Source organism: Delftia sp. SD018, assembly GCF_017355445.1.
Lineage (GTDB): Bacteria > Pseudomonadota > Gammaproteobacteria > Burkholderiales > Burkholderiaceae_C > Comamonas > Comamonas acidovorans.
Genome location: NZ_JADDRN010000014.1, coordinates 111,287 through 133,619, shown reverse-complemented (window position 1 = coordinate 133,619; position 22,333 = coordinate 111,287). Strand labels below are relative to the sequence as shown.

At 68.4% G+C, this 22,333-nt stretch carries 19 protein-coding genes; 11 read left to right on the top strand and 8 right to left on the bottom strand.

Annotation, left to right across the window (positions count from 1 at the left end; translation table 11 throughout):
* Positions 1-48 precede the first annotated feature (48 nt).
* Positions 49-1,221, top strand: a complete 1,173-nt coding sequence (locus INR38_RS15740) for a BMP family ABC transporter substrate-binding protein (RefSeq protein ID WP_207441982.1) — start codon at positions 49-51, stop codon at positions 1,219-1,221.
* A 29-nt stretch (positions 1,222-1,250) separates the two neighbouring features.
* Here INR38_RS15740 and INR38_RS15735 read toward each other — a convergent pair whose 3' ends face one another.
* Both INR38_RS15735 and INR38_RS15730 read right to left on the bottom strand, forming a co-directional pair.
* Entirely contained in the window at positions 1,251-2,681 is a 1,431-nt protein-coding gene (locus tag INR38_RS15735) for an ATP-binding protein (protein WP_207441983.1), read from the bottom strand.
* On the bottom strand, positions 2,678-3,358 hold the full coding sequence (locus INR38_RS15730) for a response regulator (RefSeq protein WP_207441985.1): 681 nt from the start codon (positions 3,356-3,358) through the stop codon (positions 2,678-2,680). Before INR38_RS15730 ends, INR38_RS15735 begins: the two co-directional genes overlap by 4 nt.
* Before the next feature lie 141 nt (positions 3,359-3,499).
* On the opposite strand from INR38_RS15730, the gene INR38_RS15725 reads away from it, so the two are divergent.
* From INR38_RS15725 to INR38_RS15710, 4 genes are all read left to right on the top strand, one after another.
* Positions 3,500-4,969, top strand: a complete 1,470-nt coding sequence (locus INR38_RS15725; protein WP_207441986.1) for a S41 family peptidase — start codon at positions 3,500-3,502, stop codon at positions 4,967-4,969.
* A 192-nt stretch (positions 4,970-5,161) separates the two neighbouring features.
* Positions 5,162-6,319 (top strand): BMP family ABC transporter substrate-binding protein, encoded by a 1,158-nt coding sequence (locus tag INR38_RS15720; RefSeq protein WP_012204065.1) that lies wholly within the window; start codon positions 5,162-5,164, stop codon positions 6,317-6,319.
* A 187-nt stretch (positions 6,320-6,506) separates the two neighbouring features.
* Positions 6,507-7,514 carry an aromatic ring-hydroxylating dioxygenase subunit alpha gene (locus INR38_RS15715; RefSeq protein ID WP_207441987.1) on the top strand — a complete coding sequence of 336 codons (1,008 nt, stop codon included), beginning with the start codon at positions 6,507-6,509 and terminating at the stop codon, positions 7,512-7,514.
* Positions 7,514-8,563, top strand: coding sequence for an adenosine deaminase (locus INR38_RS15710; RefSeq protein ID WP_034366623.1), 1,050 nt, complete (start codon positions 7,514-7,516; stop codon positions 8,561-8,563). Before INR38_RS15715 ends, INR38_RS15710 begins: the two co-directional genes overlap by 1 nt.
* A 6-nt stretch (positions 8,564-8,569) precedes the next feature.
* Here INR38_RS15710 and INR38_RS15705 read toward each other — a convergent pair whose 3' ends face one another.
* Entirely contained in the window at positions 8,570-9,010 is a 441-nt protein-coding gene (locus tag INR38_RS15705) for an HIT family protein (RefSeq protein WP_012204068.1), read from the bottom strand.
* Between the two features lie 240 nt (positions 9,011-9,250).
* Here INR38_RS15705 and INR38_RS15700 point away from each other — a divergent pair, with 240 nt between their 5' ends.
* The 3 genes from INR38_RS15700 (at position 9,251) to dcd (ending at position 12,403) form a co-directional block, all read left to right on the top strand.
* Positions 9,251-10,357: a BMP family ABC transporter substrate-binding protein gene (locus INR38_RS15700; protein ID WP_034391143.1), complete on the top strand. Its 1,107-nt coding sequence runs from the start codon at positions 9,251-9,253 to the stop codon at positions 10,355-10,357.
* Between the two features lie 112 nt (positions 10,358-10,469).
* Positions 10,470-11,762, top strand: coding sequence for a guanine deaminase (gene guaD / locus INR38_RS15695; protein WP_207441988.1), 1,293 nt, complete (start codon positions 10,470-10,472; stop codon positions 11,760-11,762).
* A gap of 68 nt (positions 11,763-11,830) precedes the next feature.
* The gene (gene dcd, locus INR38_RS15690; RefSeq protein WP_013803686.1) at positions 11,831-12,403 is read left to right on the top strand and encodes a dCTP deaminase; all 573 of its coding nucleotides are present in this window, start codon (positions 11,831-11,833) and stop codon (positions 12,401-12,403) included.
* A gap of 307 nt (positions 12,404-12,710) precedes the next feature.
* Here the strand turns inward: dcd and nadB are convergent, their stop codons facing one another.
* The 4 genes from nadB to INR38_RS15670 form a co-directional block, all read right to left on the bottom strand.
* Positions 12,711-14,213 carry an L-aspartate oxidase gene (nadB, locus tag INR38_RS15685; protein ID WP_207441991.1) on the bottom strand — a complete coding sequence of 501 codons (1,503 nt, stop codon included), beginning with the start codon at positions 14,211-14,213 and terminating at the stop codon, positions 12,711-12,713.
* 10 nt (positions 14,214-14,223) lie between these two features.
* The gene (nadA, locus tag INR38_RS15680; protein WP_207441992.1) at positions 14,224-15,357 is read right to left on the bottom strand and encodes a quinolinate synthase NadA; all 1,134 of its coding nucleotides are present in this window, start codon (positions 15,355-15,357) and stop codon (positions 14,224-14,226) included.
* Positions 15,358-15,500: 143 nt separating this feature from the next.
* The gene (locus INR38_RS15675) at positions 15,501-17,252 is read right to left on the bottom strand and encodes a sensor domain-containing diguanylate cyclase (protein ID WP_063326915.1); all 1,752 of its coding nucleotides are present in this window, start codon (positions 17,250-17,252) and stop codon (positions 15,501-15,503) included.
* Positions 17,253-17,267: 15 nt separating this feature from the next.
* Complete coding sequence (locus tag INR38_RS15670; RefSeq protein WP_207441993.1) at positions 17,268-18,215, bottom strand: delta(1)-pyrroline-2-carboxylate reductase family protein; 948 nt, start codon at positions 18,213-18,215, stop codon at positions 17,268-17,270.
* 101 nt (positions 18,216-18,316) lie between these two features.
* On the opposite strand from INR38_RS15670, the gene INR38_RS15665 reads away from it, so the two are divergent.
* The 3 genes from INR38_RS15665 to INR38_RS15655 all read left to right on the top strand — a co-directional run bounded on the left by INR38_RS15665 (position 18,317) and on the right by INR38_RS15655 (position 21,394).
* On the top strand, positions 18,317-18,673 hold the full coding sequence (locus INR38_RS15665; protein WP_242699083.1) for a hypothetical protein: 357 nt from the start codon (positions 18,317-18,319) through the stop codon (positions 18,671-18,673).
* Between the two features lie 108 nt (positions 18,674-18,781).
* Positions 18,782-19,660, top strand: coding sequence for a neutral zinc metallopeptidase (locus tag INR38_RS15660; protein ID WP_012204077.1), 879 nt, complete (start codon positions 18,782-18,784; stop codon positions 19,658-19,660).
* A 219-nt stretch (positions 19,661-19,879) separates the two neighbouring features.
* Positions 19,880-21,394, top strand: coding sequence for a DEAD/DEAH box helicase (locus INR38_RS15655; protein WP_063326913.1), 1,515 nt, complete (start codon positions 19,880-19,882; stop codon positions 21,392-21,394).
* An 85-nt stretch (positions 21,395-21,479) separates the two neighbouring features.
* Here INR38_RS15655 and INR38_RS15650 read toward each other — a convergent pair whose 3' ends face one another.
* Positions 21,480-22,325, bottom strand: a complete 846-nt coding sequence (locus INR38_RS15650) for a symmetrical bis(5'-nucleosyl)-tetraphosphatase (protein WP_207441995.1) — start codon at positions 22,323-22,325, stop codon at positions 21,480-21,482.
* Positions 22,326-22,333 lie beyond the last annotated feature (8 nt).

Sequence of the window (22,333 nt, the reverse complement as noted above, 5' to 3'; positions counted from 1 at the left end):
CGCTTTCATTTTTTCTCTCTCCCTCCAGAACCACAAAAGGACAAACGCATGCCCGCTTTGCGCGAACGCACCCTGAAACCTGGCCTGAAAAGCACGCTTGTGAAGATGATCGGCCTGTCGGCCATCTCGGTGGCGGCCCTGACCGCCTGCGGCAAGAAGGAAGAGGCCGCAGCGCCTGCTCCCGCTGCCGCGCCTGCCGCCCAGGCGCCGGCCGAGAAGCTCAAGATCGGCTTCATGTACGTCAGCCCCATCGGCGACGGTGGCTGGACCTTCCAGCACGAGCTGGGCCGCAAGGCCATCCAGGAGAAGTTCGGCGACAAGGTGGAAACCTCCTTTGTCGAAAGCGTGCCCGAGAGCGCCGATGCCGAGCGCGTGATGCGCGACATGGCCGGCCAGGGCAACAAGCTGATCTTCGCGACCAGCTTCGGCTACCAGGAGTTCGTGCAGAAGGTCGCGACCGACCTCAAGGACGTGAAGTTCGAGCACGCCACCGGCTACAAGAACGCCGACAACGTGGCCACCTACGACACCAAGACCTTCGAGGGCGCGTACCTTGCCGGCATCGTGGCCGGTGGCATGACCAAGACCAAGACCGTCGGCGTCGTGGCCTCGGTGCCGATTCCTGAAGTGGTGCGCAACATCAACAGCTTCGTGCTGGGCGCGCAAAGCGTCGATCCCTCGATCAAGGCCAAGGTGGTCTGGGTGAACGAATGGTTCGCCCCGCCCAAGGAGTCCGAGGCCGCCACCTCGCTGATCAACGGCGGCGTGGACGTGCTCTACCAGAACACCAACTCCCCGGCCGTGCTCAAGACGGCCGAGGAACGCGGTGCGCGCGCCTTCGGCAAGGACGGCGACATGAGCGCCTTCGCGCCCAAGGCCCACCTGGGCTCGGCCGTGATCGACTGGACGCCCTACTACAGCAAGGTCACCCAGGACACGCTGGACGGCAAGTGGCAGGGCGGCTCGTTCTGGTGGGGCGTGAAGGAAGGCGCCATCGACCTCGTGAAGATCGCCGACGACGTGCCCCAGGACATCAAGGACAAGGTCGCCAAGGCACGCGACGGCTTGAAGGACGGCAGCTTCGCCGTCTGGACCGGCCCCATCAAGGACAACACCGGCAAGGAAGTGCTGACGGCAGGCCAGGTCGGCGATCTGGGCTTCATGACCAGCATCAACTTCTTCGTCAACGGCGTCGAAGGCAAGGTGCCGGGCGCCAAGTAAGCGCAGGCGCCGCATGCGCGGCGGCTTGTCTAGTGCGGGGCAGTCCCGCCGGGGAAGCTGACGCGCATGCACAGTCCGGGGCCATCGTCCGCGTCATCGCAGACGATGCTTCCCCCATGCTGGCGCACCACGGCCGCCACGATGGCCAGGCCCAGCCCGCTGCCTGCCACCGCCTGGTCGGGCGCGCGGAAAAAGCGGTCGAAGACACGGCTGCGCCAGGCCGGCGCAATGCCCGGTCCCTCATCCATGACTTCGAGCACCGTTGCCTGCGTGGCCGCATCCCGGCGCGCGCGCACGCGCACCAGGCCGCCTGGCGGGCTGTACTTGATGGCGTTGTCCACCAGGTTGTCGATCAGCGATTCCATTGCCTGGCGTTCGGCCCACAGCGGCAGCGGACCTTCGGCGTCCAGATCAAGTTCCACGCCGCGCTCACGGGCCAGGCCCGCCAGACAACCCAGGCGCTGCTGCAGCAGCCTGTCGATCTCCAGCGATTGCATGCCCGGCGCGGAGGGGCCGGCGTCGGCCCGCATCAGTGCCAGCATCTGGTCCACCAGGCGGGACGCGCGTGCGCTGCAGCCGACCAGCGCATCCAGGCGTGCGCCCAGGCGGTCTGCCAGCCCTGCCGGCAAAGGCAGGTTGTTCAGGGCTTCCGCATGCACGCGGATGGCGGCCACGGGTGTGCGCAGTTCATGGGCAGCATCGGCGATGAAGCTGCGCTCCCTGGCCAGCCCGTCCCTGACGCTCCGCAGCAGGCGGTTGACAGAGTGGGCCAGGGGCTTGAGCTCGCGGTGGCGCGGCTGAAAACCCAGCGGCGCAAGGTCGCCCATGCCACGGCGCGCGATTTCGGCACTGAGGCGCCGCCAGGGCCTGAGCGCAAGCCACACGGCGGCCCACGCCGGAAAAACCAGCAGCGGCGCGCTGATCAGCAGGGGCAGCACCAGCAGGCTGCTGGAGGCCAGCGTGAGCATGCCGCGCCCGGGCTCATTGGAGATGGCCAGCGTCACGCGCAACTGGCCCGAGGCATCGGAGCGCGTCATGGCGCGCCAGCGTTCCCCGGCCGCCGTGACTGTCTCGATGCGATCCGTGGCGGTTTGCACGATGGGGGCGGAAAGGCCGGGCGAGGCAAACAGCAGCTGCGGTCCATGCCACACCATCATGTTCACGCGCCAGCGCGGCTGGTCGGGCAACTGCCCTTCGGTTCTGCGGGCCAGGTCGATGCGGGCGAGGGCTTCCTGCAGCGCGGCAGGGCGGTCCAGCAGGGGGCCGGCAACCGCCAGTACCGCGTCGTGGCGCAACGGGTCCAGCTCCGAGGCATCGCTCTGGAACTCCACCATCAGCAGCGCGCCGAGGGCGATCCACACCACGACCAGCACCACGGCCTGGGCAAGCACCAGGCGCCGGATCAGGCTGGGTTCGGCCCCGGCGCGCCAGGCGCGGCGCAGGCAGGCTGCGGCCTTCATCGCCGCCTGCCTTCATAGGGCTGGCGGTCCAGCACATAGCCGACGCCGCGCACCGTGCGCACATAGCCTTCGCCGATCTGCCGCCGCAGGCTGGAGATGTGCACCTCCAGGCTGTTGCTCGCATAGCGCCCGCTGCCGGGCAGCACCTCCTCTTCGAGCATGTGGCGGCTGAACACCTGGTCGGGGCGGCGGATCAGGGCGGCCAGCAGGGCGAATTCGCTGGGCGACAGATCGATCTCGCGGCCGAAGACGCTGACACGCCGGCTTCGTTCGTTCAGCACCAGTCCGCGCACGTCGAAGACCTGCTCTTCCGTGCCCAGGCTGCGGCGCCTGAGCGCGCGGATGCGCGACAGCAGTTCGGCCAGCGCAAAGGGCTTGACCACGTAGTCATCGGCTCCGCCGTCGAGCCCGCGCAGGCGGTCGTCCAGCCCGTCCCGCGCCGTGAGGATCAGGATGGGCAGGTCCTTGCGTTCACGCCGCACGCGTGCCAGCAGCGACAGTCCGTCGCCATCGGGAAGGCCCAGATCCAGCACCAGCAGGTCGCAGGCGCCCCGGTCCAGCAGGGGGCGGGCCTCGGCGATGCGGCGAACCCAGGTGACATCGAAGCGCTGGTCCTGCAGCGCCAGGCGCACCCCGTTGCCAAGGTCCAGATCATCTTCAACCAGCAATAGCTTCATGGGGCAGGGCGCGGGGCCGGTGGGGGCAATGCCGGATTTTCCCAGACAGGGTCTTCAGGATTCCTTCAGGCGGCCGTCCGGCTTTCTTCAGGCCCGCCGCCGACAGTGCGGACCTCTTCATTCATTGCACGGAGGCGTTTCATGCACGTTCGAGTTCCCGCTCCCACCCAACCCCGCTGGCTGCTTGCCGCGGCCCTGTCATCCCTGCTGCTGGCGGCCTGCGGCGGCGACGACTCCACGATTCTGTCGGAGCGCAGCGGCCAGGTCGTGGTGGATGGCCGCACGTCCGGCGACCTGGAGGGCGTATGGCGCATCCTGGGAGAAGGCACGCTGATGGAGTTCAAGTCGAATTCCGTGGCGCGCTACCAGGAGGCCGGAGCCCTGTGCTACCCCCAGGCCGGCGCTGCAGGCGGCACGGTGGAGCAGTTCAAGGGATACAGCTACCGCACCACGGCCAATCTGCATGGCATCCGCGCCGAGCTGTTCGAGCTGCCGGGCTTTCCTGCCACCTACTCCCTGGCGCGCCTGGGCAGCGTGCCTTCGGCCTGCCGCAATGCGCCGGCGACCGACCCTGGCACCACCTTCAAGGCCCTGAGCGACGTGATTGCCCTGGACTACGCCTTTCTCAAGGAACGCAACATCGACTGGCCGCAGATCACCAGCCGCCTGGCGCCCCGGGCGGCGGCCGCTGCCAACGACGATGCCCTGCAGGCCGTGATGAGCGAGGCGCTGAAGGACTTCAACGACGTGCATACCGCCCTGATCCGCTCGCGCGACGGCGCGCTGAGCTATGCCTTCCTGGGGGGCAACAAGCCCACCACCAAGCGCCTGCGCCAGGCCTTCGAGGCGCAGACCGAGGTCAAGGACTTCCTGGTTTTCCAGGAGCTGTGGAAGGCGCGGGTCCGTGAGGACCTGGCATCCCGCCTGCAGGGTGGCAGCGGCCCCGTGCTGGGAGGAACCATGGTCTGGGGCCGGTTGCCGGGCAATGTGGGCTACATCGAGATCGGCAGCATGGGCGAGTTTTCCAGCCCCTTCGATGCGCACAAGGACATGGCCGCGGCGCGGGCAGAGATGGACCGCGCGCTGGCCGCGCTGGCGGACACGCGCGCGTTGATCGTCGATGTGTCGCTCAACACCCTGGGCGGACTCGACCAGGTCAGCGCCGAGATGGCGGGCAGTTTCACGCGGCAGCGCGTGCTGGGCTTCACCAAGCAGGCGCATCGCCCGCAGGGCCGCAGCGAACAAAGCTGGTATGTCGAGCCCAGGGGCAGCCAGACCTATACCAGGCCTGTGCATGTGCTGACCAGCGATCTGACCGTCAGCGCTGCCGAGACCTTCACGCTGATGATGCGGGCGCTGCCCCAGGTGACCCAGGTGGGCCAGCCAACGGCAGGATCACTGTCCAACTCCCTGGTCAAGCCCTTGCCGGGCAACTTCTTCGTGTCCCTGTCCAACGAGATCTACCGCGATGGTGCCGGCGTGGCCTTCGAGGTCACCGGCATTCCCCCGCGAATCGGCCTCGCGGTGTTCGATCCCGCCGATCCTGCCGCGCTGGAGACCGGGCACCGCCGTGCGGTGGAGCGCCTGGTGGCGATGCTGGGCAGTTCCTGAGGGCCGGCGCCGGCCTGTTCATGCACCGATTCCGTGCGCACCCCGGAAAATGTCGTTTTCCAGGAGCACGCAGCCCATGAACAGGCCGGCTGGCGTCATTCTTGCTTTATTCTCTGGACCCATCGCGGCGGGCCTGCGCCCTGCAGACCTGCCTTCTTCCTGCCTGCCGCAGGACCACTTGAGGAAACTTCGATGACTGATCTTCACAAACGCTCCCTGATCAAGGTGGCAGCGCTGTCGGCCGTGGCCGCCGCCGCGCTGGCCGGCTGTGGCAAGAAGGAGGAGGCCGCGCCTGCGCCCGCTCCCGTTGCCGAGGCCCCTGCTGCCGCTGCAACCGAGCCTTTGAAGATCGCCTTCGCCTACGTGGGCCCCGTCGGTGACGGCGGCTACACCTTTGCCCACGACCAGGGCCGCCTCGCGCTGGAGAAGGAATTCGGCGACAAGATCAAGACCTCCTATGTGGAGAGCGTGCCCGAGGGCGCCGACGCCGAGCGCGTGCTGCGCGACATGGCCGCCAACGGCAACAAGCTGGTCTTCGGCACCACCTTCGGCTACATGGAGCCCATCCAGAAGATCGCTCCCGACTTCCCCGATGTGAAGTTCGAGCACGCCACCGGCTACAAGACCGCCGCCAACGTCAGCACCTACGACAGCCGCACCTACGAAGGTGCCTACCTGGCCGGCATCATCGCGGGCTCCATGACCAAGTCCAATGTGCTGGGCGTGGTCGGCTCCGTGCCGATTCCCGAAGTGCTGCGCAACATCAACAGTTTCACGCTGGGCGCGCAGTCCATGAACCCCAAGATCAAGACCAAGGTGGTCTGGGTCAACGAGTGGTTCGCACCCCCGAAGGAAACCGAGGCTGCGACTTCGCTGATCAACGGCGGCGCCGACATCCTGTTCCAGAACACCGACTCCGCCGCCGTGCTCAAGACGGCCGAGGAAAAGGGCAAGCGCGCCTTCGGCTGGGACTCCGACATGACGGCCTACGGCCCCAAGGCCCACCTGGGCTCGGCCATCATCAACTGGACGCCCTACTACACCAAGACCGTGCGCGAGATGCTGGACGGCAAGTGGAGCAGCCAGCAGACCTGGTGGGGCGTGAAGGAAGGCGCGATCGACATCGTCTCGCTGGCCGATGACGTGCCCGCCGAAGCCAAGGCGAAGATCGAAGAGGTCAAGAAGGGCCTGAAGGACGGCACCTTCCACATCTGGAAGGGCCCGATCGCAGGCCAGGACGGCAAGGAACTGCTGGCCGCCGACGCCGTGGCCGAGGACAAGTTCCTCACGGGCATCAACTTCTACGTCAAGGGCGTGGAAGGCAAGGTGCCGGGCCAGGACAGCAAGTAAGACAGACGCCAGGCCGCCCGGCGCAGGTCGGGCTGCCCGCTGCCGCCAGGGCCGCCTTCGGGCGGCCTTGGCGTTCATGCGCAGCACAGGTGCCGTACCTGTGCTGCGCATCGAGTGGGTTTATGCTCGCTCCCAGCCGCGGCCTGCCCGCCGCCGCGGCACAGACAGACAGCAAGAGATTCCCCCCATGATCGAAAACTCCCTCTGGCATCCCGTGGCCCAGGCCCACGAAGTTGTCGATGCGCCGCTGGGCGTGCAACTGCTGGACCAGCCCCTGGTGCTGTGGCGCGATCCGCAAGGCCTGGTCCGCGTCTTCGTGGACCGCTGCCCGCACCGTGGCGCACGCCTGTCCATGGGCCGTGTCGAGAACGGCCACCTTGAATGCCCCTACCACGGCTGGCAGTTCGCCGACAGCGGCCAGTGCGTCAAGGTGCCGGCCCTGCCCAGCTTCACGCCGCCGCCCTCGCAGTGCGTGAAGGCCTTCGAGGCACAGGAAGCCTACGGCCTGGTCTGGGTGCGGCTGGCCACGGGCGAGGAGCTCTCGGCTGTTCCGGCCCTGGCGGCCCTGGCGGCCCTTCCAGCCTTTGAAGCCGAGGCGGACGCGCACCTGCGCAAGCTCAACTGCGGCCCCTACGACGTGGCCGCCAGCGCGCCGCGCATCATCGAGAACTTCCTGGATATGTCGCACTTCGGCTTTGTCCACGAAGGCTGGCTGGGCAGCCGCGATGCCACGGCCATCGAAGCCTATGCCGTGGAGACCACGGCCACGGGCGTGCTGGCCACGGGCTGCAAGGCCGTGCAGCCGCAGTCCAACCTGCACTCCACCAGCGCGGCCGAAGTCGAGTACACCTACGAAGTCACGGCGCCCTATGCCGCCGTGCTGACCAAGCTGCCCGAGTCCGGCACCACCAAGACAGGCTGGCGCGAGTCCATCGCCCTGTTCATCTGCCCCGTCACGCCCGAGACCAGCCGCGTCTGGTTCCGCCTTGCCGTGGCAGACTTCGATTCGCCCGACGCACAGCTGCAGGAATTCCAGCACACCATCTTCTGCCAGGACCAGCCCGTGCTGGAGTCGCAGCAGCCCAAGTGCCTGCCGCTGGACCCGCGCGCCGAAATGCACTCTGCGGCCGACCGCATGTCGTCCGCCTACCGCCGCTACCTCCGGGCCAGCGGCATCACCTTCGGAGTCTGCTGATGCACACCGTACCCGCCGTGGATGCCGCGCATCTGCCCCAATTGCTCAAGGCCATGCCCAAGGCCGAGCTGCACATGCACATCGAAGGCTCGCTGGAGCCCGAGCTGATCTTCGCCCTGGCCCAGCGCAACGGCGTGAAGCTGCCCTACGCCAGCGTGGAAGACCTGCGCCGCGCCTATGCCTTCACCGACCTGCAAAGCTTTCTGGACATCTACTACGCCGGCGCCAGCGTGCTGCTGTACGAGCAGGATTTCTACGACATGGGCCGCGCCTACCTGACGCGCGCCGCGCAGGACAACGTGGTCCATGCCGAGATCTTCTTCGACCCCCAGACCCACACCCAGCGCGGCGTGGGCATGGAGACCGTGATCAACGGCCTGTACCGCGCCTGCCGCGATGCGGAGATAGAGCAGGGCATCTCGTCGGCGCTGATCCTGAGCTTTCTGCGCCACCTCAGCGAAGAGGACGCCTTCGCCACGCTGGAGGCCGCGCTGCCGCTGCGCGACCGCTTCATCGGCGTGGGGCTGGACAGCAGCGAGGTCGGCAACCCGCCCGAGAAGTTCGCCCGCGTGTTCGCGCGCTGCCGCGAGCTGGGCCTGCACCTGGTCGCGCATGCGGGCGAGGAGGGGCCTCCCGCCTATATCTGGGGCGCGCTGGACGTGCTGCATTCCGAGCGCATAGACCACGGCGTGCAGGCCGCGCGCGATGAGGCCCTGATGCAGCGCCTGGTCCGCGACGGCGTGCCGCTGACCGTGTGCCCGCTGTCCAACCTCAAGCTGTGCGTAGTGTCCGACCTGGCCCAGCACAACCTGCCCCAGCTCTTGGAGGCAGGGCTCAAGGTCACGGTCAACTCCGATGATCCGGCCTACTTCGGCGGCTATGTGAACGAGAACTACCTGCAGCTGTTCGCCGCCACCGGCATGAACTCGCAGCAGGCCTGGCAGCTGGCGGTCAACAGCTTTGACGCCAGCTTCGTCACGCCCCAGCAGCGCGCCCACTGGATGCGCCAGCTGGAGGCCGTGTTCGCCCGCTACGCCGCCCTGGCCTGAGTCCGTTCAGGCCAGCGCCTGCCTGAGGCGCTCGGCGTAGTCCTGCAGCGCCTGCATGCCGGGCTCCTTGCGCGGCCAGCCCAGGCCCACGCCGTCGCCCTCGTGGCGCGGCAGCACATGCAGGTGGAAGTGGAAGACGGTCTGCCCGCCCGCCGCGCCGTTGGCCTGGAACAGGCTGATGCCATCTGGGTCGAACGCCGCCTGCACGGCCTGCGCCACGCGCTGGGCCGTGCGCATCACGGCGCCGGCCTCGTCGGGCGTGAGGTCCAGCAGGGTCACGGCATGGCGCTTGCTGGCCACCAGCACATGGCCGGGATTGACCTGGCCGATGTCCATGAAGGCGATGGTCTGCTCGTCCTCGAACACCTTGGCGGACGGGATCTCGCCCGCCACGAGGCGGCAAAAAAGGCACTGCCCCGGGGGCGAGGTATCGACGAACATCGGCATGGTCCTGTACTCCTTGGTGGTTGCTTGGGGTTGGAATTTGCCGACGATCTTAGAGCGTGTTATGCACTTTTAAGTACCCGCGCTGGTTCTGCGCGCTGGTGGACGGTATCTGCCGTCCCTTATGGAGGCCATAAGCGCAGGCCCGGGCAGCCCTCAGGGCCGCTGCCTATAATCGCGCCCCGCACCGGCCGCTGCCCACGGCAGGTGCGTTTTCATTTCCGGGCCATGTAGAGGAACACCATGTACAAAAACCTCGCAGCCGCAGTCGCGGCCGCAAGTCTTGTATCCACGGCCTTGTCCCAAGGCCATCCCGCCCCTTCATCCCCCGCAGGTTCCGCGCCCCTCAAGGCCGCCTTCGTCTATCTGACGCCCGTGCTCGACGCCGGCTGGACGCGCCAGCACGACGAGGGCCGGCGCGCCTTGCAGGCGGCCCTGGGCCCGCGCGTGCAGACCCGTGCGGTGGACAGCGTGCCCGAGGGCCCCGACGCCGAGCGCGTGCTGCGCGACCTGGCCGCCTCGGGCAACCAGCTGATCTTCACCACCAGCTTCGGCTACACCGAGTCCGTGATGCGCGTGGCGCGCGACTTCCCGCAGGTGAAGTTCGAGTCGGTCACGGGCTTCAAGCGCGCCGACAACGTGGCCACCTCGAATGCGCGCTACTACGAGGGCCGCTATCTGTCGGGCATTGCCGCAGGCCGTGCCAGCAAGACGGGCGTGGCCGGCTTCGTGGTCGGCTTTCCGATTCCCGAGGTGCTGCAGGGCATCAACGCCTTCACGCTGGGCATGCGTTCGGTCAATCCCAAGGCCACGGTCAAGGTGGTCTGGCTGGATACCTGGTTCGACCCGCCGCGCGAGCGCGATGCGGCCATGGCGCTGTTCAACGGCGGCGTGGACGTGGTGTCCTTCCAGGTCGCATCCACCGCCGTGATGCAGGCCGCCCAGGAGCGCGGCCGCATGGCGATTGCCTACCACTCCGACATGCGCAAGGACGGGCCCGACGCCCAGTTGCTGGCCGTCACCCACCAGTGGGGCGACTACTACACGGCGCGCGCCCGCGCCGTGCTGGACGGCAGCTGGAAGAGCCAGGACACCTGGGGCGGCGTGCGCGAGGGCATGATCCGCGTGGAGGGCTTCGGCCCCAAGCTGCCGCCCGCCGTGCGCGAGGAAGTGCTGAAGCGCCAAAAGGACATGGCCCAGGGCCGCCTGCAGCCTTTCAAGGCCGGCGACCAGCCGGTGCGCGACAACCAGGGCCAGGTGCGCATTCCTGCCGGCAAGCAGCTGGATGATGCGCAGATCCTGCAGATGAACTGGCTGGTGGAAGGCGTGCAGGCCACCCTGCCCAAGTGATGCGGCCTGCGGGGCCTCCGATCCTGGCGTAAACCCTAGGATGGCGCCTGCCGATGGCGCCTATAGCGCTGCGGATATGGCATCTGCCTGTCCGCCCGCTAAGCTTGGCGGCATGCAAATCTACCGTTCCTCATTGCTGCGTTTTGCCGACGATGGCCAGGCGTTCTACGACGAAGACGGCCTGCTGGCCGTCGCCCCGGATGACAGGGGGCAGCAGCGCGTCGTCGCCGCCGGCAGCTGGCAGGCGCTGCAGGCGCAGTTCACCGGACAGCCGGGCGCCGAAGTCACCCATCTGCCGGGCCGCATCCTGGCGCCAGGCTTCATCGACCTGCACATCCACTATCCGCAGACCGATGTGATCGGCGCGCCCGCCGCCGGCCTGCTGCCCTGGTTGGAGAAATACACCTTTCCGCACGAGTCGGCCTTTTGCGAACGCGCCCATGCCGACAGCGTGGCCGAGTTCTTCCTGGACGAGCTGCAGCGCAACGGCGTGACCACGGCGCTGGCCTTTGCCACCTCGCACCCGGGTTCGGTCGATGCGCTCATGGGCGCGTCGCAGGCCCGCGGCATGCGGATGATCACGGGCAAGGTGCTGCAGGACCGCCACAGCCCCGACGGCGTGCGCGACCAGACCGAGCAAAGCCTGATCGACACCGAGACCCTGATCCAGCGCTGGCATGGCGTGGACCGCCTGGGCTACGCCATCACGCCGCGCTTTGCGCCCACCAGCACGCACGAGCAGCTGCGCGGCGCGGGCGAGCTGGCCGCACGCTACGCCGATGTCTGGATCCAGTCCCACGTGGCCGAGAACCTGGACGAAGTGCGCTGGGTGGCCGAACTCTTTCCGAAGGCCCGCAGCTACCTGTCGGTCTACGACGACTTCGGCCTGATGCGCGAGCGCGCCGTCTACGCGCACTGCATCCACCTGGACGACGAGGACCGCGCCCTGATGCGTGAACGCAGCACCGCCGCTGCCGTCAGCCCCACCAGCAACCTGTTCCTGGGCAGCGGCTTCTTCGACTTTGCGCGGGCCGATGCCGCGCAGTTCCTCTACGGCCTGGCCAGCGACGTGGGCGGCGGCATGAGCTTCAGCCCTTTCCGCACCATGCAGGCCGCCTATGTGGCGGGCCGCGAGGGCCAGACCAAGCAGGGCCTGAGCCTGTCGCCCGGCAACCTGTGGTGGCAGCACACGGCGGGCGCGGCGCGCGCTCTGGGCCTGGCGGGGCAGGTGGGCAATCTGCAGCCAGGCTGCGAGGCCGACTTCGTGGTCATCAACCCGGCCTGCACGCCGCTGCTCGAGCGCAAGACCCGCCAGGCCGAGAGCCTGGACGAGCTGCTGTTCGCCATGATCATCCTGGGCGATGACCGCCTGATCGAGCGCACCGTCGTTTCTCAAGCAAAATAGCGCCTTTGCGCCAGTGCCCGGCCGGGTGCTGGCGCCTGACAAGTGCAGCTAGGGAACGAGGAATTGCCATGAGCATCAAGAGCGACAAGTGGATCCGTCGCATGGCCGAGGATCACGGCATGATCGAGCCTTTCGAGCCGGCCCAGGTTCGCAACGTCGATGGCCGCAAGATCATCAGCTACGGCACCAGCAGCTATGGCTACGACATCCGCTGCGCACCCGAATTCAAGGTGTTCACCAACATCCACAGCACCGTGGTGGACCCCAAGAACTTCGATGAGAAAAGCTTCGTCGATTTCGAGGGCGACAGCTGCATCATCCCGCCCAACAGCTTCGCGCTGGCGCGCACGGTCGAGTACTTCCGCATCCCGCGCAATGTGCTGACCATCTGCCTGGGCAAGAGCACCTACGCGCGCTGCGGCATCATCGTCAACGTCACGCCCTTCGAGCCCGAATGGGAAGGCTATGTGACGCTGGAGTTCTCCAACACCACGCCGCTGCCCGCCCGCATCTACGCCGGCGAAGGCTGCGCCCAGGTGCTGTTCTTCGAGAGCGATCCCGACGATGTCTGCGAGGTCAGCTACCGCGACCGTGGCGGCAAGTACCAGGGGCAGGTGGGCGTGACGCTTCCCAAGGCCTGACGGCTTTGGCCCGGCAGACAAGGCCCGCAGCGAAAGCTGCGGGCCTTTTTCATCGCCGGGCCGCCCCAAGATGAAAAGCAGCCCCCTCGGGGGGCAGCGGACCTTGCGCAGCAAGGGGAGCGTGGGGGCCATTTTTCATCGCCGGGCCGCCCCAAGATGAAAAGCAGCCCCCTCGGGGGGCAGCGGACCTTGCGCAGCAGGGGGAGCGTGGGGGTCATTTTTCATCGCCGGGCCGCCCCAAGATGAAAAGCGGCCCCCTCGGGGGGCAGCGGACCTTGCGCAGCAAGGGGAGCGTGGGGGCCATTTTTCATTCCACCAGCGCCAGGGCGGCGTCGATGCGCGAATGCGCACCGCAGCTCTCGCGCCGTGCGGCGGCGGCCGTGGCCATGAGCCAGCAGACATCGAGCTGGTTGCGCAGCGCATGGCCTGCGGCAGGTGCCAGCCTTTCACGCCATGCCGCAATGCGCTGCACGGCCTGCGCCAGGCCCTGGTCGCTGCGCTGTATGCCCACGCAGTCCTGCATGAGCTGGCGCAACTCCTGCGCGACGGCTGCCGTGTCCTGCTCCTGTGCGCCGGCCTGCAGGGTTTCGGTCGGCCGGGCCGGCGCAGGGGCGGCAGCCGGCTGCTGCGCGATGGCCTGGGCGGCCGCGCGCCCCATCACCACGCATTCGAGCAGCGAATTGCTGGCCAGCCGGTTGGCGCCGTGCAGGCCGGTGCGCGCCACCTCGCCGATGGCGCGCAGGCCATCGACATCCGTGCGCCCGTCGATATCGGCCAGCACGCCGCCGCAGGCGTAGTGGGCGCAGGGGGCCACGGGAATCGGCTGCGTGGCAATGTCGATGCCATGGCTGGCGCACAGGGCCATCACGCCCGGGAAATGCGACTGCAGCCAGGCACGTGGCCGGTGGGTGATGTCCAGGTGGACGAAGGCCAGGCCATGGCGGTCCATCTCGTGCCGGATGGCCCGGGCCACGATGTCGCGCGGCGCCAGTTCGGCGCGCGGATCATGGGCAGGCATGAAGCGCGTGCCGTCCGGCAGGCGCAGCAGGGCGCCTTCTCCGCGCAATGCCTCGGAGACCAGGCCGGCCGCACGGCCGCCCACCTGCAGGGCCGTGGGATGGAACTGCATGAACTCCAGATCACCCACGCGGCAGCCTGCGCGCCAGGCCATGGCCACGCCGTCGCCCGTGGCGGTGGCCGGGTTGGTGGTGGCGGGATAGACCTGCCCCAGCCCGCCGGTGGCCAGCACGGTATGCGCGGCATGCCAGCGCTGCTGGCGGCCATCGGGCAGGCGCACCAGCGCGCCTGTGCAGTGCGCAGGCTGTCCTTCCGTCAGCAGGTCCAGCGCGCTGGTGTGCTCATGCAGATCGATGTTCGCGCGCTCCCGGCAGGCACGCAGCAGGGCGGCGTGCACGGCCTGGCCGGTGCAGTCGGCGGCATGCACGATGCGGCGGCGGCCGTGGCCGCCCTCGCGCGTGAGGTGCAGGCCACCGCTGTCGTCGCGCGTGAAAGGCACGCCGTGGGCCACCAGCCAATCGATGGCGGCAGGCGCCTGCTCAAGGATGGCGCGCACGGCCTGTGCATCGCACTGGCCTGCGCCCGCGACCAGGGTGTCTGCCAGGTGTTCGTCGATGCTGTCTTGTGCATCCAGCACGGCGGCAATGCCGCCCTGGGCCCAGGCGCTGGCGCATTCCTCGGCCGCGCCCTTGCTGAGCAGTGCCACGCGCAGATGCGGCGGCAGCGACAGGGCGGCGGCCATGCCGGCCAGGCCGGCGCCGATGATGAGTACGTCTGTGCAAGGCTGTGTCATGGCGCTGTCCTCAGGCGGGACCGAAATGCTGGAAGAGCGCTGCATCGCGCGCAAGGTCGCCGCTGGCGCGCACGGGCTGGCGGTGGCCGGCGGCAAAGGCCAGCATGCGTTCGATGGGGCGGCGCGCGGCCTGGGCGATGGCGGGGTCCACCTCGATGGCGCACAGGCCCTGCTCCAGGGCCAGTTCCACGCCGTGCAGGCTGTTCATCGCCATCCAGGGGCACATGGCGCAGCTCTTGCAGGTGGCGCCCTGGCCGGCCGTGGGCGCGGGCAGGAAGGTCTTGCCCGGGTAGCGCATGCGCATGTCGTGCAGGATGCCCTGGTCGGTGGCGACGATGAAGGTGTCGGTGGGCAGCCGGCCAGCCGCGTTGATGAGCTGGGTGGTGGAGCCCACCACATCGGCCTGGGCGGCCACGGCGGCCGGCGACTCGGGGTGTACGAGGATGGCGGCCTGCGGGTGCTCCAGCGCCATGGCGGCCAGTTCGTCGGCCTTGAACTCGTCATGGACCAGGCAGGAGCCATGCCACAGCAGCATGTCCGCGCCGGTCTGGCGCTGGATGTGGGCGCCCAGGTGGCGGTCGGGAGCCCAGAGGATTTTCTCGCCGCAGGCGTGCAGGTGGGCCACGATGTCCTGTCCCACCGACGATGTGACCACCCATTCGGCGCGCGCCTTCACCGCCGCGCTGGTGTTGGCGTAGACCACGACCGTGCGGTCCGGGTGGGCGTCGCAAAAGGCGCTGAACTCGTCTGCCGGGCAGCCCAGGTCCAGCGAGCAGCTGGCGTCGTCGTCGGGCATGAGCACCCGCTTTTCCGGGCTGAGGATCTTGGCGGTCTCTCCCATGAAGCGCACGCCGGCCACGACCAGGGTGCTGGCCTGGTGCTGGGCGCCGAAGCGCGCCATCTCCAGCGAATCGCCCACGCAGCCGCCGGTCTCGCGCGCCAGGTCCTGCAGTTCGCCGTCCACGTAGTAATGGGCCACGAGCACGGCATCGCGCTCGTGCAGCAGGGCGCGTATGCGCTCGGCGGTCCGAAGGCGCTGGGCGCGGTCAAGTTCGGGAGGAATGCGGGCCCAGGCCTCGCCGACGCCGCACTGGCCGGCGAGGGAGAAATGGGGCTTGTCGTACTGCACGGATTTGAGCTGCATGGTGGCCGTCCGGGACTGTGGAAAGGGCTGGTGATGGCTGCGAATAATATGCTCAATTTGAGTATTAGTGTGGTGTTTTTTGCCGCACAGGTGTTTTGCGGCAGTCAGGAAATCGAGGGCGGGAAAAGCGGCGCGGGGCCGCCTCAGCGCTGCAGCTGCACGTTGTTGCGGCCCGCGCCCTTGGCCTCGTACAGCGCTTCGTCGCCACGGCGCAGCATGGCGGTGGCCGTGTCCGTGGTGCCGCGCAGCGTGGCCACGCCCACGCTGGCGGTGACGGGCTCGCCATGCGCCATGGGCGTGGCGGCCAGCAGTTCGCGCAGTTGCTCGGCAATGACCACGGCGGCATCGGCCGTGGTGTCGGGCAGCAGCGCCAGGAATTCCTCGCCCCCCATGCGGGCCAGCACGTCGGACTCGCGCAGCCGCATGCGGAAGGCGCGCGCCAGGGTGCGCAGCACGGCGTCGCCCATGTCGTGGCCGTGCTGGTCGTTGATGCGCTTGAAGTAGTCCACGTCGATGACGAGCACGCTCAAGGGGCGGCCGCTGCGGCGCGCCAGCGCCATGGCGAAGTCCAGCTGGAAGTCGAAGCCCCGGCGGTTGAGCAGGCCCGTGAGCGGGTCGCTGCGCGCCTGGTGCTCCAGTTCGGCATTGGCCTGCTGCAGCTGCAGCGTGCGCTCGCGCACCTGGCGCTCCATGGCCTCGTTGGCCGAGCGCAACTGGGCAATGCTGCCGCGCAGCGCCTGCGAAAGGCGATGCACTTCGCGGCTGCTGTGCAACTGCGGGATGTCGGAGGCCGCACCGCTTCCGTCGATGCCATTGGCGGCACGGGCCAGGCGCTTGAGATCCTGGCTCAGCCTGCGCGCCACCAGCCAGGCGATGACGGCGGCCACCAGCGCGGCTGCCAGGCCGCCGGCCAGCACCTGGTGCATGGCCTGGCGCGCGGGCGCGTAGGCGCTGTCATGCGGCTGCCGGGCCACGATGTGCCAGCCCATGGCCGTTGCCCGGTTGTGGGCCTGCAGCGGCACGGTGGCCGTCAGAAAGCTCTGCGGGCTGTCCTGCCAGCGCGCCACCTGTACGGGCTGCAGCGTGGCATCGGCCGTATCGGCAGACACGGTATGGGCCACCGGCAGGCGCTGGTCCAGGGCCAGCAGCGGCTCCAGGCTGTCGCCCGGCGCGTGGATGAGCCGTCCACGCCGGTCGAAGATGAACAGGCCGATCTGCCGGTCGGCGCTGTCGGCCTGCTGCAGGGTCTGCATGGTTTCGCGCACCCATTCCCAGCTGCTGTGCATGCACAGCACGCCCTGGGTGAGATCGCCCACGCGAATGGGCGCCGCGAAGTCCATGAACCGGCGCGGCGCGCCGTCGGCCGCAGGCGGCAGCAAGGCGGACATCACAGGCGAGGAGGCGCGCACATCGCCCACATGGACGCGCTGCAGGCCCGGCTCGAACCAGGGCCGGTCGCTGACATCGAGGCCCACCAGCACCTGGTCGGTCGCGCTGCGCACCGTGCCCTCGGCGTCGGCCACGCCGATCCAGAGGCTGGTGGGCGTCAGCGAACGGGCGCGGTTGAGCAGTGCGCCCACGCCCGGGGCCTCCAGCCCCTGGATCCAGAGCTCCGGCGAGGCGGCCAGCACTTCCACGGTATGGGCGCGGCTGAACAGGCCATCGGACAGCTGCCGGGCGGCGTTGGAGGCCATGGCATGCAGCGAGGCGCTGACCTCGCGCTCCATGCGCCAGCGCAGCAGCTCGCCGAATGCCAGCGACATCAGCACCGTCACGCCCACCAGCAGCGAGCCGAAGACCAGGGCCAGTTGCGTGCGCAGGCCCAGGCGCTGCCAGCGACTGGGCGCGGTGCTGGAAGCCGGGGCGGGGGAATCCGGGGGGAAAAGCTCGTTCAACGCAGAAATCCGCTTTCAACTGTTCTGGAGTGCGGCCCGGCGCATTGCCAGGCGGGTGGCTGCAAGATCCCAGCCACCCCAGCCGCAGCATTTGAACAGCACGGGCGAATCCGAGCGCGGCCATTGCTCGCGCACCACCTGCTCCAGCGTGGGCAGGGCGGCGACATCGATGCCGGCCTGCAGCAGGTCACCGGCCTCATGCAGCGCATCCCCGGTATCGACCACCACGCGGCCCGACTGCAGCAAGCCCTGGCACAGGCCGGGTGCCAGCTCCACCATCTGCGGCGTGAAGGCGCCCACGGCCGAGATGAAGGCATCGCTGCGCGGCGCCTCGCGCAGCACCACGCCCCGGGCGGGCGTGCAGGTCACGATCAGCGGGCAGTGGCGCGCCGCCGCCTCCACATCCTGCACGGCGGTGGCCTGCAGTCCCATGGCCCGGGCCTGGTCGACCAGCGCCTGGGCGCTCTGCGCGCTGCGCGATGCCACCTGAACCTCGCGCACGCCCAGGCCTGCGGCAAAGGCCTGCAAATGGGCCAGGCCCTGCACGCCGGCGCCCACGATCAGCAACGGACCCTGCGGATTCGGCGCCAGCCTTTGCGCGGCCAGCAGCGATACGGCGGCCGTGCGCCGCGCCGTGACCGTCGGGCCGTCCAGGATCAGGCGGCGCTCGCCCGTGGCCACGTCGAAGACCACCACATCCCCCTGGATGGTGGCGCGCGGCGTGCCGGCGTTGCCGGGCGTGAAGCTGATCAGCTTGGTCATGGCCACCTGGCCGTCGGTGGCGGGCATGCAAAACAGGCTGCCACCGGCCGGCAGGGGCATCACGATGCGCGCCGGCACCTGCGCTGCCTGGGGCTGCAGCAGCAGGGCGGCGATCTCTTCGGCCAGTTCGTTCCAGGGCAACAGCCCGGCCGTGGCCTGGGCGTCAAGGGCGGTGGAGGAGGGCATGCTGGAATGGCTCATGGCCGCGACTGTACACAGTAGGCTTGGATCGACCAATTCACGATGTGTCCAGTGCTGCGCACAGGCCCGTGAGGGCCTGCGCAGGCACTACGATGTCGCTTATGTCACAAAAGCCTTCTTATCCGCGCGAAGAGCCCCGCTGGGACGGTTCGGCGCGGCCCGAAGCTCCGCGCAAGGAATCGGCCCCGCGCTATGAGCAGCAGCGGCGCGGACCCGCGCCCGAGCCGTGGCAGCGCGAGCAGCCGCCCAGCGAGCAGGCTCCCGCGCCCCGCCGGCCCGGCGAGCCTGCACGCGAGCGGCGCAGGCGCGGCGGATGGGGGCTGGGCCTGGCGGTCGTCATCGGCCTGGGCATCGTCGCCGCGCTGCTGGCCGCCATGGTGCTGGTGGCCCGCGAGCAGGTCCTGCGCAGCCAGGCGCCACCGGCCGCCGCCCCCATGGCGGTGCAGCCCGTGCGCTGATACACGCCGTATCATTGCCACAGCTGCGGTCGCTGCAGTCCCGCAGGTTCCGACGTAATATCGCCGCCCGATGCTGCAGGCTGCAGCACAGATCCAGGAGTGAACACCATGAGATGGGATGGCAACCGCGAGTCGGACAATGTGGAAGACCGCCGTGACGAGGGTGGCGGTGGCGGCGGCCCCGTCTTCGGCGGACGCAGCATAGGCATTGGCACCATCGTCATCGCCCTGGTCGGCGGCTGGGTGCTGGGCATCAACCCGCTGACCATCCTGGGTGCGCTCAGCGGCGGCTCGCCGGTGCAGGTGCAGCAGCCTCAGGGCCCGGCCCACAAGCCGCCGGCCGATGACAAGCTCGCCCGCTTTGTCTCCACCGTGCTGGCCGATACCGAAGATGTCTGGCGCGATGTGTTCCGCCAGGGCGGCGCCCAATATACCGATCCCAAGCTCGTGCTGTTCCGTGGCGCAACGCCTACGGCCTGCGGCACGGGGCAGTCGGCCATGGGGCCCTTCTACTGCCCTGCCGACCAGAAGGTGTATATCGACCTGGGCTTCTACGAAACGCTCAAGAACCAGCTGGGCGCGCCCGGCGATTTCGCCCAGGCCTATGTGATTGCCCACGAGGTGGGCCATCACGTGCAGAACCTGCTGGGCATCAGCGCCCAGGTGGACCGCGCCCGTGGCCGCGTCAGCAAGGTCGAATACAACCATCTGTCGGTCAAGCTGGAGCTGCAGGCCGATTGCCTGGCCGGCGTCTGGGCGAACCGCGCGCAAAGCGCCCGCCAGATCCTGGAGCAGGGCGATGTGGAGTCGGCCATGAATGCGGCATCCAAGATCGGCGACGACGCCCTGCAGCGCGCAGGCGGCGGCGCCGTGGTGCCGGACAGCTTCACGCATGGCACCAGCGCCCAGCGCCAGCGCTGGTTCAGCACCGGCCTGCGTACCGGCAGCGTCAAGTCCTGCGACACTTTTTCGGCTGCTTCCCTCTGAGAAGTACCCCCACGCTCGTGTTGCTGCGCAAGCTTCGCCGGCCCCTGCGAGGGGCCGCTTTTTCATCTGGAGGCTGCCCGGCGATGAAAAAATGCCCGCATTGCGGGCCCTCATACCGGGTTTTTGCGGGTTGCGCTCACACAACGCCATGCTTGTCCAGGTGCCAATTGGCGTTATTGCAACGCACAAATCGCGCTAGGTGCGACAATAGCGCTCTCAATGACAAGCTCTTTCTCCAATCTCCAGCTGGCTGAGTCCCTGGCGCGCGCCGTGGCCGACATGGGCTACGAGTCCATGACGCCCATCCAGGCACAGGCCATTCCGGTCGTTCTGACCGGCAAGGATGTCATGGGCGCCGCCCAGACCGGCACAGGCAAGACGGCGGCGTTCTCGCTGCCGTTGCTGCAGCGGCTGATGCGCCACGAAAATACCTCCGCTTCGCCTGCACGCCACCCCGTGCGGGCGTTGGTGCTTTTGCCCACACGCGAACTGGCGGACCAGGTGGCCCAGCAGATCGCCCAGTATGCGAAGTACACCAAGCTGCGCAGCACCGTGGTGTTCGGCGGCATGGACATGAAGCCGCAGACGCTGGAGCTCAAGAAGGGCGTCGAGGTGCTGGTGGCCACGCCGGGCCGTCTGCTTGACCACATCGAAGCCAAGAACGCCGTGCTCAACCAGGTCGAGTACGTGGTGCTTGACGAGGCAGACCGCATGCTGGACATCGGCTTTTTGCCCGATCTGCAGCGCATCCTGTCCCACCTGCCCAAGACACGCACGACCTTGCTGTTCAGCGCCACCTTCTCGCCCGAGATCAAGCGCCTGGCCAGCAGCTACCTGCAGGACCCCGTCACCATCGAAGTGGCCCGCCCCAACGAGACGGCGTCCACCGTGGAGCAGCGCTTCTACAGCGTCAGCGACGACGACAAGCGCTATGCGCTGCGCTCCCTGCTCAAGCAGCGCGACATCCGCCAGGCCTTCGTCTTCTCCAACAGCAAGCTGGGCTGTGCGCGCCTGACGCGTGCCCTGGAGCGTGATGGCCTGCGCGCAACGGCGCTGCACGGCGACAAGAGCCAGGACGAGCGCCTGAAGGCGCTTGAAGCCTTCAAGCGCGGCGAGGTGGATCTGCTGGTGTGTACCGATGTCGCGGCCCGTGGCCTGGACATCAAGGACGTGCCGGCCGTCTTCAACTACGACGTGCCCTTCAACGCCGAAGACTATGTGCACCGCATCGGCCGCACGGGCCGCGCAGGCGCCTCCGGCATTGCCGTGACCCTGGTGACCAACCACGATGCGCGCCTGGTGGGCGAGATCGAGAAGCTCATCAAGAAGAAGATCAACGTCGAGGCCTGCCCCATGGAAGATTTCCGTGGCAGCGCACCGCGTGGTCACCGTTTTGACGAGCTGCCGCGCCAAAGCAGCGGCGGCTACGGCCGTGAACGGGATCGCGGCGCCGAGCGTGGCGATCGCGGCGGTGATGCGTCGCGGGGCAGTTCCGGTTTTGGCCATCGCGGCTCGCGCATGGCCCAGCGCCCGGCGCACTCGGACCCGTTCTTCGACAAGCCCTACGAGGCATCCGCCAGCGTCGATGCGAGCTGGGACAGCCAGGGTGCTGCCGCGCCCAAGGCGGGCAGCGGCATCAAGCCCAAGCGCAAGCTGGCCGCGCTGTTCAAGGCGCCTGTTGCACCTGTCGCGCCGGTCCCGCCTGTGGCACCCGTCGCCACTTCCGAGGTCTGAGCGCCGCGCAAGCCGCCTGCCTCACGAAAAACGCCTGCCTTGCAGGCGTTTTTTCATGGGCGCTCGCCCATCGGAGTCGTCCAGGTCAGCCCGGGGCCTGAGCCTGCGGGCAGTCCACCTGGATCAGTTCCCGGTCCGCCAGGTGATCGCCGAAACGCATCATGCTCAGGCAGCCGCCCCAGACGCAGCCGGTGTCCAGCGCCACCAGGTCGGGCCGGTTGATGTGGCCCAGCGTGGACCAGTGGCCAAACGCAATCGTTGCGCTCGCCGTGGCGCGGCCCGGCACATCGAACCAGGGCATGAGGCCGGGTGCCGCCTGCTCGGCCGACTCGGTGCTGTCGAAATCCATGACACCCTGTGCGGTGCAAAAGCGCAGCCGGGTCAAGGCGTTGACGATGACCCGCAGGCGCTCCCAACCCTGCAGGTCGGGTGACCAGCGATCGGGCTGGTTGCCGTACATGGCCTGCAGAAAATCGGGCAACTGCTTGCTGCGCAGTACCGCATGCACCTCGCCCGCCAGCGCCATCACGTCCTGGCTGCTCCACTGCGGCAGCACGCCGGCATGGACCATCAGCAGTTCCTCGCCATGCGCCATGCGGTGGCTGCGCGCCAGCGGCTGGTGGCGCAGCCAGTCCAGCAACTGATTGCGATCGGGCGCATCCAGCACCCGGGCCAGCGTGTCGCGCCGGCTGCTGCGGCGCACGCCCTGGGCGGCGGCCAGCAGGTGCAGGTCATGGTTGCCCAGCAGGGCGCGCATGGAATCGCCGGCGGCCATGCAGGTGCGCAGCACCTTGTCCGATTCCGGACCGCGGTTCACAAGGTCACCCAGGATGTACAAGGTATCGCGGCTGGCGGAGAAGTCCACGCGGTGCAGCAGGCGCTCAAAGGCGTCGTGGCATCCCTGGATATCGCCGATACAGTAAAGTGCCATGGTCTTCT

What these genes read in the sequence shown, in the direction of transcription:
- INR38_RS15705 (WP_012204068.1), bottom strand. Translation starts at nt 9,010, where the DNA reads ATGCCGATGTTCGTCGATACCTCGCCCCCGGGGCAGTGCCTTTTTTGC.
- INR38_RS15670 (WP_207441993.1), bottom strand. Translation starts at nt 18,215, where the DNA reads ATGAGCCATTCCAGCATGCCCTCCTCCACCGCCCTTGACGCCCAGGCC.
- nadA (WP_207441992.1), bottom strand. Translation starts at nt 15,357, where the DNA reads ATGCAGCTCAAATCCGTGCAGTACGACAAGCCCCATTTCTCCCTCGCC.
- INR38_RS15650 (WP_207441995.1), bottom strand. Translation starts at nt 22,325, where the DNA reads ATGGCACTTTACTGTATCGGCGATATCCAGGGATGCCACGACGCCTTT.
- INR38_RS15700 (WP_034391143.1), top strand. Translation starts at nt 9,251, where the DNA reads ATGTACAAAAACCTCGCAGCCGCAGTCGCGGCCGCAAGTCTTGTATCC.
- INR38_RS15740 (WP_207441982.1), top strand. Translation starts at nt 49, where the DNA reads ATGCCCGCTTTGCGCGAACGCACCCTGAAACCTGGCCTGAAAAGCACG.
- INR38_RS15660 (WP_012204077.1), top strand. Translation starts at nt 18,782, where the DNA reads ATGAGATGGGATGGCAACCGCGAGTCGGACAATGTGGAAGACCGCCGT.
- INR38_RS15715 (WP_207441987.1), top strand. Translation starts at nt 6,507, where the DNA reads ATGATCGAAAACTCCCTCTGGCATCCCGTGGCCCAGGCCCACGAAGTT.
- INR38_RS15655 (WP_063326913.1), top strand. Translation starts at nt 19,880, where the DNA reads ATGACAAGCTCTTTCTCCAATCTCCAGCTGGCTGAGTCCCTGGCGCGC.
- INR38_RS15665 (WP_242699083.1), top strand. Translation starts at nt 18,317, where the DNA reads ATGTCACAAAAGCCTTCTTATCCGCGCGAAGAGCCCCGCTGGGACGGT.
- INR38_RS15725 (WP_207441986.1), top strand. Translation starts at nt 3,500, where the DNA reads ATGCACGTTCGAGTTCCCGCTCCCACCCAACCCCGCTGGCTGCTTGCC.
- INR38_RS15720 (WP_012204065.1), top strand. Translation starts at nt 5,162, where the DNA reads ATGACTGATCTTCACAAACGCTCCCTGATCAAGGTGGCAGCGCTGTCG.
- nadB (WP_207441991.1), bottom strand. Translation starts at nt 14,213, where the DNA reads ATGACACAGCCTTGCACAGACGTACTCATCATCGGCGCCGGCCTGGCC.
- INR38_RS15730 (WP_207441985.1), bottom strand. Translation starts at nt 3,358, where the DNA reads ATGAAGCTATTGCTGGTTGAAGATGATCTGGACCTTGGCAACGGGGTG.
- guaD (WP_207441988.1), top strand. Translation starts at nt 10,470, where the DNA reads ATGCAAATCTACCGTTCCTCATTGCTGCGTTTTGCCGACGATGGCCAG.
- dcd (WP_013803686.1), top strand. Translation starts at nt 11,831, where the DNA reads ATGAGCATCAAGAGCGACAAGTGGATCCGTCGCATGGCCGAGGATCAC.
- INR38_RS15735 (WP_207441983.1), bottom strand. Translation starts at nt 2,681, where the DNA reads ATGAAGGCCGCAGCCTGCCTGCGCCGCGCCTGGCGCGCCGGGGCCGAA.
- INR38_RS15710 (WP_034366623.1), top strand. Translation starts at nt 7,514, where the DNA reads ATGCACACCGTACCCGCCGTGGATGCCGCGCATCTGCCCCAATTGCTC.